Origin of the sequence: Epilithonimonas sp. UC225_85, from assembly GCF_042695135.1 — a bacterium.
Lineage (GTDB): Bacteria > Bacteroidota > Bacteroidia > Flavobacteriales > Weeksellaceae > Epilithonimonas.
The window spans coordinates 213,782-228,679 of the sequence record NZ_CP170547.1 but is presented as its reverse complement, the minus strand read 5'-3'; the positions used below and the strand labels follow the sequence as shown (position 1 = coordinate 228,679).

Below are 14,898 nucleotides of genomic sequence, written 5' to 3'. Positions count from 1 at the left end.
AAAAGAATCTTCGAGGTTTTCGAAGATTCTTTGATTTTTGTTAGTTTAAACTAAGTTGTTTGCTACCAGATATTCTGCGATCTGAACTGCATTTGTAGCAGCGCCTTTTCGCAGATTGTCTGCCACGATCCAGAGGTTGAGCGTTTTCGGCTGGGAGAGATCCCGTCTGATTCTTCCTACAAAAACATCATCTTTCCCTTCGGAATATAATGGCATTGGATATTCGTTATTTTTCACATCATCCTGAAGTGTTACGCCAGAAGTTTCGGAAAGGATTTTTCTAACCTCATCAAGATCAAATTCATTCTCAAATTCTATATTCACACTTTCAGAATGTCCGCCTTGTACGGGAACTCTTACGGCTGTTGCTGTCAAATTAAATGTGTCGTCGCCCATAATTTTCTTAGGCTCTTTCATCAATTTGATTTCTTCCTTTGTATAATCATCATCCGAAAAAACATCGCAATGCGGTAATGCATTTTTGAAGATTTGGTAAGGATAAACTTTCTCAGGACTTTCGCCTTTTATTTCGGCATTCAATTGATCTACCGCTGCTTTACCAGTTCCTGTAACAGATTGATAAGTAGAAACCACAACTCTTTTGATATCGTATTTCTGATTCAGAGGGTGAAGAACCATTACCAGTTGGATTGTAGAACAATTTGGGTTGGCGATGATCTTGTCTTCTTTCGTCAGAACATTTGCGTTGATTTCCGGGACTACCAATTTTTTGGTTGGATCCATTCTCCACGCAGAAGAATTGTCTATAACAACGGTTCCAACTTCTGCAAATTTAGGTGCAAATTCCAATGATGTATTTCCTCCAGCAGAAAAGATGGCGATCTCGGGTTTGGCTGCAATAGCGTCGTCCATGCTAACGATAGTGAATTCCTTGTCCTTGTACTTGACCTTGTTGCCAACAGATCTCTCTGATGCTACAGGAATTAATTCGGTAATGGGAAGATTTCTTTCTTCCAAAACTCTCAGCATAACTTGTCCAACCATTCCGGTTGCGCCTACTACAGCTACTTTCATTGTTTATAAGTAATTAATGATTAATGATAATCGATAAGTGAATTGTGTTTTATTAAAATAATTTAAGCTCCGAAAACTCTTGCCCAAGGAAATGCGAACACGAAAAGTGCAACCGCTACTACTCCTAATGATACAACAGGAATCGTTAATTTTTCGTTTGATTTTACTTTCTTGTTGATGATGGTCATAATAACCGCTGCGATCAACATAGAAAAAGGGTGTTCCACATACTGGAATCTTGAGTAAGGATCTTTCATCAAGGTTCCTGCATCCAAGGCAGCTTTGAAGCCTGGCGAGAAAATAAATAATAAAGAAACTCCCACCAGAAACTGAACGTGGAAGAAGATCATTGTGAAAAGCGTTACTTTTCTATAAGCTTTAGATATTTTGCCGCTATAGCCAAACATAGTGACTAATAAGAATACCAAAAATGCTGCTACCAGCGCAAGCTCCAGGTAAGCAAAACCTTTGTGAGCACTAAGAAAAATTTTAAAAAAGTCCATATTCAGATTTTAGAATGACAAAGATAAAAAAATCCCGACAGATAGCCGGGATTTGAGTTATAATTAAAAGTATTAATTGTTTTAGAAGTTGAATGACAATGTAGCCGCCCAGGTTCTTCCGTAACCGAAGTAAACCTGATTGGATTGTTTAACGCCATTCCAAGTAGGAATTGCTTGATAAGCTGCAAATGCCGCTGTATCATTCGCTCCAGTGCTTGTTTTAAAATCATCTTGAGTTAGATTTGCTAATACATTTGTATTAGACTCAGCAATATATACTTTGTCTAACAAGTTGTAAATATTACCTCTCAAGGTGAAGAATTGCTTAGGATCGTTCAGTTTTATTTTAAAAGTAAGACCTAGATCCACCAATCCAAAAGTTGGAAGCTCAAGAGCTCCATTTTGTCCTGCTCTTTCTGTTCCGAAATTAAGAAGATTCAAATTAGCATAAAGATTTTTTGCTCCTCTATAATTAGCATCTAAGCTTACCCAATCTGTCGGTTTGAAAACAAATCCTACGGCAGCAGTCTGTTGTGCAGAACCGCCTACTTTTACTTTGTCCAAATATAAAGTTTGAGAATCTGAACCGATCTGCTCATTTGTCTCCGTAAATAAGTTACCCTGTGCATTTCCTTCATAGTAATAATCTCCCACAGATATCATACCTGTTAAAGATAACATCTTATGAACATTTGCAGTAAGTTCCAATTCTGCTCCTTGATGGATTTCTGTAATTCCCTGAATGTTTGCGTAAGCCGATGTAGTACTTATGGTATTTGCAGGATTACTTGGGTCAGGGTAAGTTAATGAAATATTACTTCTTCTTTGGAATCTATCTTTCCATGAAGTTCTGTAAATATTTACATTTGCATTGAAGATGCCTGAACGGAACCCATATCCAGCTTCTATACCAAAAATCTTTTCATTGGTAAGATTAGGATTTAAAAAGTTTTTATTGTTTGGATAAACTGCATTTAAGAATGGCTGTTTGGAGTAATAACCAATATTTGCAAATACATTATGATGATCGTTTATATTATAATTTGCACCAGCTTTTGCATTGTAACCAACTATGTCTTTAAAGCCTGTTTTTGTATTCAAAGCTGGATTAGCTGCTGTCGCCTGGATAATAGTCGGGTTGGTTGCAGATGTTGCGAAACCTGCCTTCTGTCCATTAAGTAAAGTAACACCGTCAATGATGAAACTGTCAATTCTTTGGAAAGACTGGTTTGATAATGCTCCGGATACAAATGCAGACAATTTTTCATTAGAATATTCTAATTGTCCAAAACCACCATACCATAGAACTTCACCATCGTTGTTGTAACCAATCATATCATCTTGATTGTTAATTTTTCCTCCAAAAGGATTCCAGTTTGGTTTAGGTGCAAAAGTATTAGTCACAGTTCTTGGAGTAGCTGTATAAACATTTCCAGGCGCTGTATAGAAATTTTGATTTGTTGCGTCCTTGTAACCTCCGGCTCCATAAAGATCAGAAGCTACTTGGTAGTGATATCCATAGTAATATCTGTCATCTGTACCGATTGTAAAATTAAAATTATCGTTAATCTTATGATTGAAGCTAATAATAGTTCCAAACCAGTTATGTGAATTGATAGACGATCTCCTAATCAATGTACTTGAAGCGCCCGCAGTATTCAAATTAATAGCAGCATTTGCAGCAAATATCCCGTCATAATTTATCTGCCCGTCCGTAGTTCTAGGATATGATGTTATATTATAGTTAGCCGCAGTGGTTGTGCCGGGTGCTATTGTTCTTACGCTTCCTAAATCACCTGTTCCTCCACCTCTACCAAAAGATCCATAGAATACAGAGTTTAATTTGGATTTTTCAGAAATTTTCCAATCCCAGTTAAGAGATAAAATTGGCTTATGATAATAGTTTACGCGGTTAGAAAGTACTTCTCCGTCTCTCCATCCCCAATCCGGATTGTACTTTATGTTTGGATCTCCGTTATTATCTGGGTTGTATCTGATGTAATTTTGTATAGTTGAATAAGTTGATCTTTGATTATGCCATTGCGGTGCCCCGGTAATCGTGAATTGAAAATCGTGCTTTCCTTTTTGGTAACCTAAAGCCCAGTAATAATTGTAACCTTCAAACTGTGTTCCATCTGCATACATACTTCCTGCAGTTCTGCTCATCAAGAAAGATGTTGCCCAGCCTGTTTGAGATTTACCACTGTTGTAAGCGAATAAAGATTTGTGAAAATCGTCATTTCCGACACCAATAGATACCACAGCTCCTTGCTTTTTATCAGCAGCTCTAGTCAAAATGTTAATAGTACCTCCCACAGAAGCAATGGCTAATTTAGAAGAACCTAAACCCCTTTGAACTTGCATAGAAGAAGTTACATCAGAAAGTCCGGACCAGTTACTCCAATAAACTGCCCCGTTTTCCATATCGTTTACAGGCATACCATTAACCATGACAGCAATATTTTCTTGGGTAAATCCTCGGATAACAGTTTTACCGTCTCCAAAACCTCCACCACCTTTTGTTGAATATACAGAAGGCGTTGAGTTTAAGATTTCAGGGAATTCCTGATTTCCCATTTTTTCGACAATCTGCGCTTCCTTGATGGTAGAAACAGCAACAGGAGTCTTTCTATCTTTAGCGATATCAGCAACTCCTGTTATTACAACTTGTTCAATTTCGTTGTCTTTTGTAAGCGTATCTTGAGTCGATTGAGCAAAGTAGAAACTTGCCGTACTCATGGTCAGCATTAACACAAATGCCGGTTTTTTCGATAACATTTTCATTTCTTTAAGATTTATGCCGCAAAAGTCTTAAAAAAATCAATAGGTTCTGTTAATAGAGTGTTAAATTTTTAATGCCTTGAGACTCAGGTCAATATTGCTTGAAGAGTGGGTCAAAGCACCTGCAGAGATAAAATCGACCCCGGTTTTTGCCACCGAATTTAACATATCACGCGTAATTCCGCCAGATGCTTCGGTCTCGGATTTTCCGTTAACAATTTTAACGGCTTCCGTCATCATTTCGACAGGCATATTATCAAACATCACTCTGTCGGCTCCAGATTTTACGGCTTCTTTTACCTCTTCCAGATTTCGGGTTTCGACCTCTATTTTAAGCTTAAGTTTATTTTTCTTGATGTAATCCTTTGCCATTTTAACAGCATTGGTGATGCTTCCGTTATAATCGATGTGATTGTCTTTCAGCATTATCATATCGTATAGACCATATCGGTGGTTGGTTCCGCCGCCAATGGCAACTGCCCATTTTTCACAAACCCGGAAATTAGGGGTGGTCTTTCTTGTGTCAAGCAGTTTTGTCTTTGTGCCAATCAATCTGGAATCCCAATCGTGTGTCATTGTTGCGATGCCGCTCATTCTTTGCATGCAATTCAGAACCAGTCTTTCTGTTGAGAGTATGGATCTCGCTTTTCCGGTAACTACAAATGCAATGTCCCCTTTCTTTGCAGATTCTCCATCTTTAATAAAGACTTCCAATTTCAGATTTTTATCAAAATTTTTAAAAATAATTTCAGCTAATTCTACTCCTGCAAGGATGCAATTTTCTTTAACAATAAGTTGTGCTTTCTGTTCCAGATCTTTCGGAATAGTAGAGAGTGTAGAATGATCACCATTTTGAATGTCCTCTTCCAAAGCGGTTCTGATGAATTCTTTTAAAACTTTATCGTTGGCGTATGATGGTCTTTTCATTTTAATTTTCTTTGATCAATAATGGTTTCGTAGCCAGATCTTTATTGTAAAATGCACCTTTATTTTCTTTCATTTCAAGAGAATGCTTGATAATAAGGTAAGACACATTTACGAGATTCCTCAACTCAGAAAGTTGCGGCGAAAGTATGGAATAATTATAAAGTTCCGTCACAGCTTCATAGATTTCGCGTTGTTTTTTCTTGGCGAGTTCCAGTCTTGCATTGCTTCTTACGATGGCAACCAGATCACTCATCATTTCTTGAAGTTGTTTCCTCATATACGTGACAAGCACCATTTCGTCCATCATTTTCATTCCCTCTTCATTCCATTCCGGAACGGCTTTCAGGTCATCGAAGTTGAAATCATTTTCCTTTAATAATTCAACTGTTTTCATTGCTGCATTATGACCGAAAACCAAACCTTCCAATAAAGAATTCGATGCTAATCTGTTCGCGCCGTGAAGTCCGGAATTGGTACATTCTCCAACCGCAAAAAGATTTTTAATGGAGGATTGTCCTTCTTTGTCAGTATCAATTCCGCCCATAAGATAATGACAGGCCGGAACTACGGGAATCAGTTCCTTCATCGGGTCGATGCCTTCATCCATACATTTCTGATAGATATTTGGGAAATGATGAATGAATTTTTCCTTATCCATTTCCCGGCAATCCAATCCAACATAATCGTCTCCGCTTATTTTCAATTCATTGTCAATTCCTCTTGCAACAATATCCCGGGAAGCTAATTCTTCGCGCTCATCGTATTTCTGCATAAAGGGTTTGCCGGATTTCGTTCTCAGTTTTGCACCATCGCCACGAACAGCTTCGGAAATTAAAAACAACATTCCGTCACGTTTGGAATACATTGCCGTTGGATGAAATTGGTAATACTGCATATTGGAAACCTTGCCGTGCGCTCTGTGAACAAAAGCAATTCCGTCTCCTGTTGCGATGATTGGATTGGTTGTGTTTTTATAAACGTGACCTGCGCCTCCGGTTGCCACCAAAGTGATTTTGGCAGTGATTTTTTTTATTTTTTTATTTTCCTCGTCCAGGATATAGGCGCCGTAACAATCGATATTTTCTTTTTCAACTTTTTTTCCGGGAACGTGGTGCTGCGTGATAAGGTCGATGACGTAATGGTGCGCCAGCATTTCGATATTCGGAGAGTTTTTAATCGTTTCCAAAAGTGCTCTTTCAATCTCAAAACCTGTGATGTCTTTATGATGAACTATTCGGTTTTCAGTATGTCCGCCTTCCCTTCCAAGTGAATACTGACCTTTTTCCTGGTCAAATTTCGCGCCCCATTCCACAATTTCATTGAACCTGAGTGGTGCTTCTTCAACTACAGTTCTCACGATCTCGGGATCATTGATGTAATCGCCTGCCCGTAATGTGTCGTCTATATGTTTTTGGAAATTATCTTTGGAAAAATCTGTGACAACAGCTAATCCACCTTGAGCGTATTTTGTATTGCTTTCATCTTCGTTTCCTTTAGTTACGATGATGATCTTTGTTTCTGGTAATTGTTCGGATATTTTGATGGCGTAAGATAAACCCGAGATTCCGGAACCGATTACGAGAACGTCTGTTTTTATCATTTTATATATATGAAATTGTAAGATTAAAAATAAGAATTTAAATTGAAGGATAATTTTCAGGGTCAGATTTAGCAAAACGAATACCGAAAATAACTACAGTTTTCGTGCTTTCATAAAGAATATAATGCAGAAGTACAGGGAATTTTCTTATTTGTCTAATTCTAATTTCATCATATCGGATTTGGAAAAATGGAATATTTTCTAATTGCAAAAGACAATCGTCAAAATGCTCTAAAAATTTAATTCCAAGTTCAAATGAAATATTAGAATAGAAGTCGTCAACCAAATCTAAATCGGCTAAGGCTTCATCTGTGAGTTTAACTTCAAACATTACAAATATTTGCCTCTGACGTCACGCCAAGCTACAAAATTCTCTGGTTTTGCATTTCTGACTCTTTCTCGCATTAATTCCTTTTCCTCTTCAGGAATCTCAAAATCAAAACTTTCATCCTTTGCGAAAATGATTACTTCTGCATATTCAGAGTCAAAATTTTCGGGAAGTTCGATATTCAATTTGTGGTCTTTTACTTCCACGATTTGTCTGATTGCATTCATTTTATCTTGAATTTAAAATTAAAATTACAGAAATTTGATGAACTTATCCGCAGGTTTTCTTACTTTTTTGAAATTCTGAAAATTATCGTCTTCCGCACGATAACCTAAAGCGAGGACAACGGCGATTTTTTCATTTTCTTTATCAATTTTCAAAACGTCATCAATTATTTCAGATTTGAAACCTTCCATCGGGCAGGTATCAATATTTTCCAGTGCAGCTGCCATTATCAAAGAACCCAGCACAATGTAGCTCTGTTTTTCCGACCAGCTTTCCAGTTCTTTCTGAGTCTGAGTTTCCAAAAGTGAATTAATGTTATTTCGGAAAGCCGATAGTTGTTCCAGAGTCACACCGCGTTCATTAATAATATGACTGAAATAATTATCGACATATTCCTTATTAATATTGGTCTTAGAAACCAAAGCAATCAAATGTGAACAAGTAGAGATCTGAGATGGATTGTAAAAGGCCGGAATTAACTTTTGAATCGTCTCATTATTCTCAACTACCAAGAGATGGTATGGCTGCAAACCTAAAGAGCTGACAGAAAGTCGACCTGCTTCCAAAATGGAATGAAGTTTTTCCGAAGGAATCTTATTTCCATTAAATCTTTTTACAGAATATCGCCAGTTGAGTGCTTCCAAATAGTTCATATAACAAATATAGGTAATTAGATATTTTAGTTAGAATCATTTTATATAATGAAACATTTCTAACCGGATTTTTTAAATCATTCATTGCAAAGGCTTTATGACAAAGGTTTTTGTAATAATTCATTTTAATCTATTTTAAATCAAATCATTAGCCAATACTGTCCTTAAATCAAAAAGTTATAAACATTAACTACAATTGTGGGTAAAAGTGGTAAAAAGTGGTAAAAATTTATATAAATTTGCTCCAAATGAAAAACTTCATTGGAACATACGAGTGCAAAATAGATGACAAAGGGCGCATCAAACTGCCTGCTTCGCTGACGAAGCAGATGGAACATTTTGCAGATCAGCCATTTATAATCAAGCGTTCGGTGTTCCAAAAATGTCTGGAAGTCTATCCAATGGCACCGTGGGACAAACTGATGGCAAAGATAAATGCCCTCAACCGTTTCGTGAAGAAAAATGCAGATTTCATCAGAATGTTTACAGCTGGTGTAAAAACCGTGGAGATGGACAATGTTGGCCGTTTGCAGATCAGCAAAGATCTGACGCAGTTTGCAAACCTCAACAAAGAAATTGTCATTACAAGTGCCGGCGAATTGTTTGAGATCTGGGACAAAGAGTCTTACGAACAAGTGATTGCAGTAAGCGAAATTGATTTCGCAAATCTCGCAGAAGACGTAATGGGAAACCTGGATTCTGAAGATTTTAAGAACCAAGAATAACCAAGAAAAAAAAGCTGTCAACTGACAACTATCAACTAAAAACTATCTTATGTATCATAATCCTGTCTTGCTGAAACAAAGTGTAGATGGTCTGGTAACCAATCCGGACGGAATCTATGTGGACTGCACTTTCGGTGGGGGCGGACATTCCAAAGAAATCCTAAGCAGACTTTCGGAAAAAGGAAAGTTGTATGCTTTTGATCAGGATCTTGATGCTTTGAAAAATAATATTGATGATCCTAGGTTCACTTTGATCAATCAGAATTTCAGGTTTTTAGAGAATTCATTATTGGCTTATGGCGTAACTGGCGTTGATGGGATTTTGGCAGATTTGGGCGTTTCTTCCCATCAGTTTGATGAAGCGGAGCGTGGATTTTCTATCAGAAGCAATGCGCCACTCGACATGAGAATGAATGTAATGCAAGGTCTTGATGCTAAGAAAATCATTAATGAATATGAAGAGGAAGATCTCGCCAACGTATTATATAATTATGGTGAGCTGAGAGAATCCAGAAAGTTAGCCAGAGAAATCGTTCATCACAGAAAAATTAAAAAGATCAATACAACGGATGAACTGAAAGCACTTTTCAGTTATATCCCGGCTTTTAAACAGAATAAATTCTTTGCTCAGATTTTTCAGGCAATCAGAATTGAAGTGAATCAGGAATTGGAAGTTTTAAAGGAATTATTAGTACAGTCTTACAAGATTTTGAAACCGGAAGGTCGATTGGTAATGATTTCTTACCACTCATTAGAAGACAGATTGGTAAAAAGATTTTTGAAAAACGGAATGTTTGAGGGTGAACCTCCACGTGATATTTACGGAAATTACAAGAAGACTTTCGAATTATTGAAAACGAAAGCAATCATTCCGGATGATGCAGAAATAGAAGAGAACTCGCGTGCAAGAAGCGCAAAAATGAGAATAGGAACAAAATTATAGTTTTTGGTTACTGGTTTTTGGTTTTTAGATGATGCCAAAAACTAAAAACTTAAAGAGAATGGCAAAATTAACTCAAAGCAAACAGAAGAAACTCACTTTTATGGACATCATAAAAGGGAATTTTCTTAACCGTGATGAGGTAAGAGCGCATTACAAATATTTCCTGTTTATTTTCGGATTGTTGCTGGTTATGATTTACACAAATCACCACGTCAATACAAAAATCGAAACAGTTAACAAGCTGAAAGAAGAGACAGAAGAGTACAAATCCAGAAATGCTTATGCACAAAGCAGACTGATAAAAATAAGAATGGAATCCGAGCTGGGAAAAGAAATGGTCGAGGATTCACTGGTGAGTTTGGACAGTCATCCGCTAAAATTATTGATAAAACTAGACAGCACCAATGAGAAGTCAGAATAACGATTACGAAAAGAAACGGGCCAACGCACTCAAGTGGGGCTACCTTTTTGTTTTAGGGGCCTTTGTTCTGTTTGTTGTTTTTTTAACGAGAATTCTAGTTCTTCAAAATACTAATGTTCAGGAGTTTGAGGATAATTATATCAGCAAAAATTACCGTGAAGCGACTTTGAAAGCGGCTCGCGGAAATCTATATGCGTCTGATGGTTCTATCTTGGCGACAACAGTGATGCGTTATGACATCTATCTGGATTTTAAATCGATGAGAGATACCATTTATTCCAACAATGTAGCGGTGTTGACGGATTCTCTCAGTAAAATGTTTGACAAACCAAGAAGTTATTTCCGTGCAAAATTAGACGCCCAGAACAAGAAAAATAACCAATATTATCCCCTGGCAAAAGGTTTAGATTTCGATGAGTATGACAGAATCAGACATTTTCCAATTTTCATTAAAGGAAAGAACAAAGGCGGTTTCATCGTAGAAAGAAATTTTCACAGAGAACTGGCAACAGTCCAGATTGGTGCGGGAACAATAGGAGCTGATAATGGTGAATCAAAATCCGGACTGGAAGGTGCTTTTAGCAAATTCTTAACGGGAATTGACGGAAAACGGCTAGAGCAAAGAATCAACTCTTCTCAATGGAAACCAATCGATTACTGGAAAGTTCAGGAGCCGGTAGATGGTCAGGATGTTTTCACAACCTTAGATCTCAGGATTCAGGATATTGCACATACAGCTTTAGAAAATCAATTGATAAAATTTGATGCTGATCATGGTTGTGTTGTTGTAATGGAAACCGGAACCGGAAAAATCCGAGCGATGGTAAACCTTAGAAGAACAGAACCGGGAATCTATGCGGATGCTTACAATTATACCGTAAAGGATGCACAGGAACCGGGATCAACGTTCAAGACCGTTTCACTTCTGGCAGCGATGGACGATGGTTTTATTGATGAAAATACGAAGGTCAACATCGGAAACGGGATTTGGACTTATGCCGGGCAAAGAATTACAGACGGCCACGGCGGTGGGACTTATGATGTGAGTGATGTTTTGGCAAAATCCAGCAATGTCGGTGCAGCAAAATTGATTACGGCACATTATGCAGACAAACCGGAAGTGTTTCTGGATCATTTGAAACGCTGGAAAATGTTTGACAAGATGCAGATCGAATTACCAGGAATTGCAAAACCATCCATCCAGACACCACAAAGTAAAAGATGGAATAAAGCAACTTTGGCATCTTTGGCTTACGGATATTCCTCAAGTTTTCCATTGTTACAATTGGTGACATTTTATAACGGAATTGCGAACAAAGGGAGAATGGTAAAACCGCTTTTCATTGATAAAATCATGAAAGACGGAAACGTTTTGTACACGGCAAAACCGGAAGTAATGGTCAAAAAAATGGCGTCCGAAAAAGCAATTACAATGATGACCAATGCCTTGACAAAAGCTGTAGAAAAAGGAACGGCAAGAAGTATTTATACGCCGAATTTAAAAATCGCCGGTAAAACAGGAACAGCCAGATTTGAATACTGGAAACCCGGACCGATGAAATATCAGGCTTCTTTCGCAGGATTTTATCCGGCAGATAATCCAAAATATACGTGTATCGTAGTGGTAAATCAGCCAGATACTTCGAAAGGATTTTATGGAGGTTCAGTTTCAGCACCGGTTTTCAAAGAGATTGCAGGGAAAACATTCCTGAAAACACCTCTTAATGTTGAAAAAGAGATGCTTGTAGAGCATAAAGTCAACCTCAGCAAAATGGTGGAACCAAATGTAAAACTAAGTGTCAGAAAAGATTCTATGCCAAATGTGGTTGGACTGATTGGTAAGAATATCATTCCACAATTGGAAAATATGGGATATAGAGTTGATTACAAAGGTGTAGGCAAGATTAAAGGACAGTTTCCGGCGGAAGGCGCTTACATCGGAAAAAATCAAAGAATATATCTGGAACTTCAGAATTAAAATATAAAAACGGAATCGTTCCATCTCCTTTGGAGAGGGTTAGGGTAAGGAAATATGGAATTAAAAGAATTATTGCAAAGAATCCATGTTCTGGAAACAATTGGAACTCTTGAAAGAGAAGTTTCAGAATTGGTTTTCGACAGCAGAAAAGTTGTTGAAGGTTCTTTGTATGTAGCGTTGAAAGGAACAGTTTCCGACGGACATTCTTACATCAATCAAAGTATCGAAAAAGGTGCAAAAGTGATTGTTTGTGAAGAATTGCCTTCAGAAATTAATGATGAGGTAACTTATATTAAAGTTGAAGATTCCTCAAAGGCATTAGGACATTTGGCTTCTAATTTTTACGGAAATCCTTCAGAAAAATTAAAATTAATCGGCGTTACTGGAACCAACGGAAAAACGACGGTGACAACTTTGTTGTTCGATATTTTCAAAACGTTGGGTTATCAATCCGCTTTGATTTCTACGGTTGAATATAGAATCGGAGACGAAATTATCCCTTCGACTCATACAACGCCGGATGTTATTAGACTTAATCAAATGCTGGCAAAAGCGGTTGAAATCGGCTGTGAATATGCTTTTATGGAAGTTAGTTCTCACGGGATTTCTCAAGATAGAATTGAAGGTTTACACTTCAAAATTGCAGGTTTTACAAATATCACACACGATCATTTGGATTATCATAAAACGTTTCAGAATTATATCTATGCAAAGAAAAGATTCTTTGATGAATTAGAAGATTCTGCGATTGCAATCACCAATGCTGATGACAAAAACGGCTTGGTAATGCTTCAAAATACCAAAGCGAAAAAGAAAACTTTTGCTTTGAAAACAATGGCAGATTTCCATGGAAAAGTGCTGGAGGTGGATTTCAACGGAATGTTATTGAATTTTAATAACAAAGAATTCTGGACTACATTGACAGGGAAATTCAACGCTTCAAATTTACTTTTAGCTTACGGAATTGCCTTGGAATTAGGAATGAACGAAGATGAGGTTTTGCAGGCGATTTCTGTTCTTCATCGCGTGAATGGACGTTTCGAAACGATAAAATCCAACGGCGGAATTTTCTTCGTAGTCGATTATTCGCACACGCCGGACGCCTTGGAAAATGTACTGGACAGCATCAATGAAATCAGAACAAAAAATGAAAGACTGATCTGCGTTTTCGGTTGCGGAGGCGATCGCGATAAAACAAAACGTCCTGAGATGGGTAACATTGCAACTAAAAAATCGACGCTCGCCATCATCACTTCGGACAATCCAAGAACGGAAGACCCGGCACAAATTATTAAAGAAATTGAAGCTGGAATCGAACCTCAGAATTTTAGCAAATACACTTCGATTCCGGACAGAAGAGAAGCAATAAAAATGGCCATCAAGTTTGCTGAGCCAAAAGATATCGTCGTAGTGGCAGGAAAAGGCCACGAAACGTATCAGGAAATCAACGGCGTGAAACATCATTTTGATGACAAAGAGACGATTAGAGAACTATTACAATTAATGGGAAAATAGAAAAATATGCTGTATTATCTATATGAATATTTAACGGCTCACGGATTCCACGTTCCGGGAATGAACTTGTTCAAATACATTTCGTTCCGTGCGGCGATGGCAGTTTTGTTTTCGCTGATTATTGCGATGGCTTACGGAAAAAAGATCATCAATTACCTCAGAAAAAAACAGATGGGAGAATTGGTGAGAGACCTTGGTCTGGAAGGGCAGAAACAAAAAGAAGGAACGCCGACGATGGGTGGTTTGATCATCATTTTGGCAACCATTATTCCGGTTTTGTTATTTACCAGAATCACTAATGTTTACATAGTTCTTCTGATTATTTCGGTTTTGTGGATGGGCGCCATTGGTTTCTTAGACGATTATCTCAAAAAAGTCAAGAAAAATAAGGACGGACTAAGTGGAAAATTCAAGGTTATCGGGCAAGTCGGTTTAGGCTTAATTGTCGGGGTTACAATGTATTTTCACCCAGATATTGAGGTTAAGAGGAAGTATGCGGACGCAACGGTTATCAATAGAAATAATGTGGAACAGAACTTTATGGATGAGGAAAAAATCCCCGTTTCTACAGTTCCTTTCACAAAAAATAATGAGTTTGATTACAGTGGAATTCTATTCTGGATGGATGATGCAAAAGCGCACGAATGGGCTTGGATTGTTTTCATCCCGATTGTAATCTTCATTGTAACAGCAGTTTCCAACGGAGCTAATATCACCGATGGAATTGATGGCTTAGCCGCCGGAACCAGCGTTGTAATTTTACTCACGTTAGCATTTTTCGCTTACGTTTCAGGAAACATTATTTTCGCTGATTATCTGAATATTATGTTCCTTCCGCATATGGGGGAAACTACCATTTTTGCCCTTGCATTAGTCGGAGCAGTCATTGGATTTTTCTGGTACAATACTTATCCGGCGCAGGTTTTTATGGGCGACACAGGAAGTTTGATGTTAGGTGGAGTGATTGCTGTTCTGGCAATTATCCTGAGAAAAGAATTATTGATTCCGGTTTTATGTGGGGTTTTCCTGATCGAACTTTTATCTGTGATTTTACAGGTTTGGGTTTTCAAATACAGAAAGAAAAAATATGGGCTGGAATATGCTCAAAACAATAGATTATTCAAAATGTCACCACTTCATCACCATTATCAGAAAGAAGGTTTCCACGAAAGTAAAATCGTGAACCGGATGATAATCTTAGGTGTAATGCTGGCAATTATTTGTTTAATCACTTTAAAAACTAGATAAGGAATTGTAAAATGTA

Annotated in this window: 14 protein-coding genes; 6 read left to right on the top strand and 8 right to left on the bottom strand. The window is 37.6% G+C overall.

Features of this window, described 5'->3' with window-relative positions; genetic code table 11:
* Positions 1-45: 45 nt before the first annotated feature.
* The 8 genes from ACFJGY_RS01160 to ACFJGY_RS01125 form a co-directional block, all read right to left on the bottom strand.
* A complete protein-coding gene (locus tag ACFJGY_RS01160) occupies positions 46-1,035 on the bottom strand; it encodes an aspartate-semialdehyde dehydrogenase (protein ID WP_379967076.1) in 990 nt (329 codons plus the stop codon).
* 62 nt (positions 1,036-1,097) lie between these two features.
* The gene (locus ACFJGY_RS01155) at positions 1,098-1,538 is read right to left on the bottom strand and encodes a hypothetical protein (RefSeq protein ID WP_379967073.1); all 441 of its coding nucleotides are present in this window, start codon (positions 1,536-1,538) and stop codon (positions 1,098-1,100) included.
* A gap of 81 nt (positions 1,539-1,619) precedes the next feature.
* Positions 1,620-4,322, bottom strand: a complete 2,703-nt coding sequence (locus ACFJGY_RS01150; RefSeq protein ID WP_379967070.1) for a TonB-dependent receptor — start codon at positions 4,320-4,322, stop codon at positions 1,620-1,622.
* A 60-nt stretch (positions 4,323-4,382) separates the two neighbouring features.
* Positions 4,383-5,246 carry a carboxylating nicotinate-nucleotide diphosphorylase gene (gene nadC / locus ACFJGY_RS01145; protein ID WP_379967067.1) on the bottom strand — a complete coding sequence of 288 codons (864 nt, stop codon included), beginning with the start codon at positions 5,244-5,246 and terminating at the stop codon, positions 4,383-4,385.
* A 1-nt stretch (position 5,247) separates the two neighbouring features.
* Positions 5,248-6,846, bottom strand: a complete 1,599-nt coding sequence (gene nadB, locus ACFJGY_RS01140) for an L-aspartate oxidase (protein WP_379967064.1) — start codon at positions 6,844-6,846, stop codon at positions 5,248-5,250.
* A 37-nt stretch (positions 6,847-6,883) separates the two neighbouring features.
* Positions 6,884-7,177 (bottom strand): type II toxin-antitoxin system RelE/ParE family toxin, encoded by a 294-nt coding sequence (locus ACFJGY_RS01135; RefSeq protein ID WP_379967061.1) that lies wholly within the window; start codon positions 7,175-7,177, stop codon positions 6,884-6,886.
* Positions 7,177-7,401 carry a hypothetical protein gene (locus ACFJGY_RS01130; RefSeq protein WP_379967058.1) on the bottom strand — a complete coding sequence of 75 codons (225 nt, stop codon included), beginning with the start codon at positions 7,399-7,401 and terminating at the stop codon, positions 7,177-7,179. The genes ACFJGY_RS01135 and ACFJGY_RS01130 overlap by 1 nt, the downstream gene beginning before the upstream one ends.
* A gap of 24 nt (positions 7,402-7,425) precedes the next feature.
* Positions 7,426-8,052, bottom strand: coding sequence for an NAD(P)H-dependent oxidoreductase (locus tag ACFJGY_RS01125; RefSeq protein WP_379967055.1), 627 nt, complete (start codon positions 8,050-8,052; stop codon positions 7,426-7,428).
* Between the two features lie 248 nt (positions 8,053-8,300).
* Here ACFJGY_RS01125 and mraZ point away from each other — a divergent pair, with 248 nt between their 5' ends.
* The 6 genes from mraZ to mraY are packed head-to-tail and all read left to right on the top strand — an operon-like array spanning position 8,301 to position 14,882.
* Positions 8,301-8,777 (top strand): division/cell wall cluster transcriptional repressor MraZ, encoded by a 477-nt coding sequence (gene mraZ / locus ACFJGY_RS01120; protein WP_379967052.1) that lies wholly within the window; start codon positions 8,301-8,303, stop codon positions 8,775-8,777.
* Between the two features lie 49 nt (positions 8,778-8,826).
* On the top strand, positions 8,827-9,720 hold the full coding sequence (rsmH, locus tag ACFJGY_RS01115) for a 16S rRNA (cytosine(1402)-N(4))-methyltransferase RsmH (protein ID WP_379967049.1): 894 nt from the start codon (positions 8,827-8,829) through the stop codon (positions 9,718-9,720).
* A 58-nt stretch (positions 9,721-9,778) separates the two neighbouring features.
* Complete coding sequence (locus tag ACFJGY_RS01110) at positions 9,779-10,141, top strand: FtsL-like putative cell division protein (RefSeq protein ID WP_379967046.1); 363 nt, start codon at positions 9,779-9,781, stop codon at positions 10,139-10,141.
* Entirely contained in the window at positions 10,125-12,119 is a 1,995-nt protein-coding gene (locus tag ACFJGY_RS01105) for a penicillin-binding transpeptidase domain-containing protein (RefSeq protein WP_379967043.1), read from the top strand. Before ACFJGY_RS01110 ends, ACFJGY_RS01105 begins: the two co-directional genes overlap by 17 nt.
* Positions 12,120-12,173: 54 nt before the next feature.
* Entirely contained in the window at positions 12,174-13,634 is a 1,461-nt protein-coding gene (locus tag ACFJGY_RS01100) for a UDP-N-acetylmuramoyl-L-alanyl-D-glutamate--2,6-diaminopimelate ligase (RefSeq protein WP_379967040.1), read from the top strand.
* Between the two features lie 6 nt (positions 13,635-13,640).
* On the top strand, positions 13,641-14,882 hold the full coding sequence (mraY, locus tag ACFJGY_RS01095) for a phospho-N-acetylmuramoyl-pentapeptide-transferase (RefSeq protein ID WP_379967037.1): 1,242 nt from the start codon (positions 13,641-13,643) through the stop codon (positions 14,880-14,882).
* The last annotated feature ends 16 nt before the right edge of the window (positions 14,883-14,898 follow it).

What these genes read in the sequence shown, in the direction of transcription:
- ACFJGY_RS01105 (WP_379967043.1), top strand. Translation starts at nt 10,125, where the DNA reads ATGAGAAGTCAGAATAACGATTACGAAAAGAAACGGGCCAACGCACTC.
- mraY (WP_379967037.1), top strand. Translation starts at nt 13,641, where the DNA reads ATGCTGTATTATCTATATGAATATTTAACGGCTCACGGATTCCACGTT.
- ACFJGY_RS01130 (WP_379967058.1), bottom strand. Translation starts at nt 7,401, where the DNA reads ATGAATGCAATCAGACAAATCGTGGAAGTAAAAGACCACAAATTGAAT.
- nadC (WP_379967067.1), bottom strand. Translation starts at nt 5,246, where the DNA reads ATGAAAAGACCATCATACGCCAACGATAAAGTTTTAAAAGAATTCATC.
- ACFJGY_RS01125 (WP_379967055.1), bottom strand. Translation starts at nt 8,052, where the DNA reads ATGAACTATTTGGAAGCACTCAACTGGCGATATTCTGTAAAAAGATTT.
- ACFJGY_RS01135 (WP_379967061.1), bottom strand. Translation starts at nt 7,177, where the DNA reads ATGTTTGAAGTTAAACTCACAGATGAAGCCTTAGCCGATTTAGATTTG.
- ACFJGY_RS01100 (WP_379967040.1), top strand. Translation starts at nt 12,174, where the DNA reads ATGGAATTAAAAGAATTATTGCAAAGAATCCATGTTCTGGAAACAATT.
- rsmH (WP_379967049.1), top strand. Translation starts at nt 8,827, where the DNA reads ATGTATCATAATCCTGTCTTGCTGAAACAAAGTGTAGATGGTCTGGTA.
- ACFJGY_RS01150 (WP_379967070.1), bottom strand. Translation starts at nt 4,322, where the DNA reads ATGAAAATGTTATCGAAAAAACCGGCATTTGTGTTAATGCTGACCATG.
- ACFJGY_RS01155 (WP_379967073.1), bottom strand. Translation starts at nt 1,538, where the DNA reads ATGGACTTTTTTAAAATTTTTCTTAGTGCTCACAAAGGTTTTGCTTAC.
- nadB (WP_379967064.1), bottom strand. Translation starts at nt 6,846, where the DNA reads ATGATAAAAACAGACGTTCTCGTAATCGGTTCCGGAATCTCGGGTTTA.
- ACFJGY_RS01110 (WP_379967046.1), top strand. Translation starts at nt 9,779, where the DNA reads ATGGCAAAATTAACTCAAAGCAAACAGAAGAAACTCACTTTTATGGAC.
- ACFJGY_RS01160 (WP_379967076.1), bottom strand. Translation starts at nt 1,035, where the DNA reads ATGAAAGTAGCTGTAGTAGGCGCAACCGGAATGGTTGGACAAGTTATG.
- mraZ (WP_379967052.1), top strand. Translation starts at nt 8,301, where the DNA reads ATGAAAAACTTCATTGGAACATACGAGTGCAAAATAGATGACAAAGGG.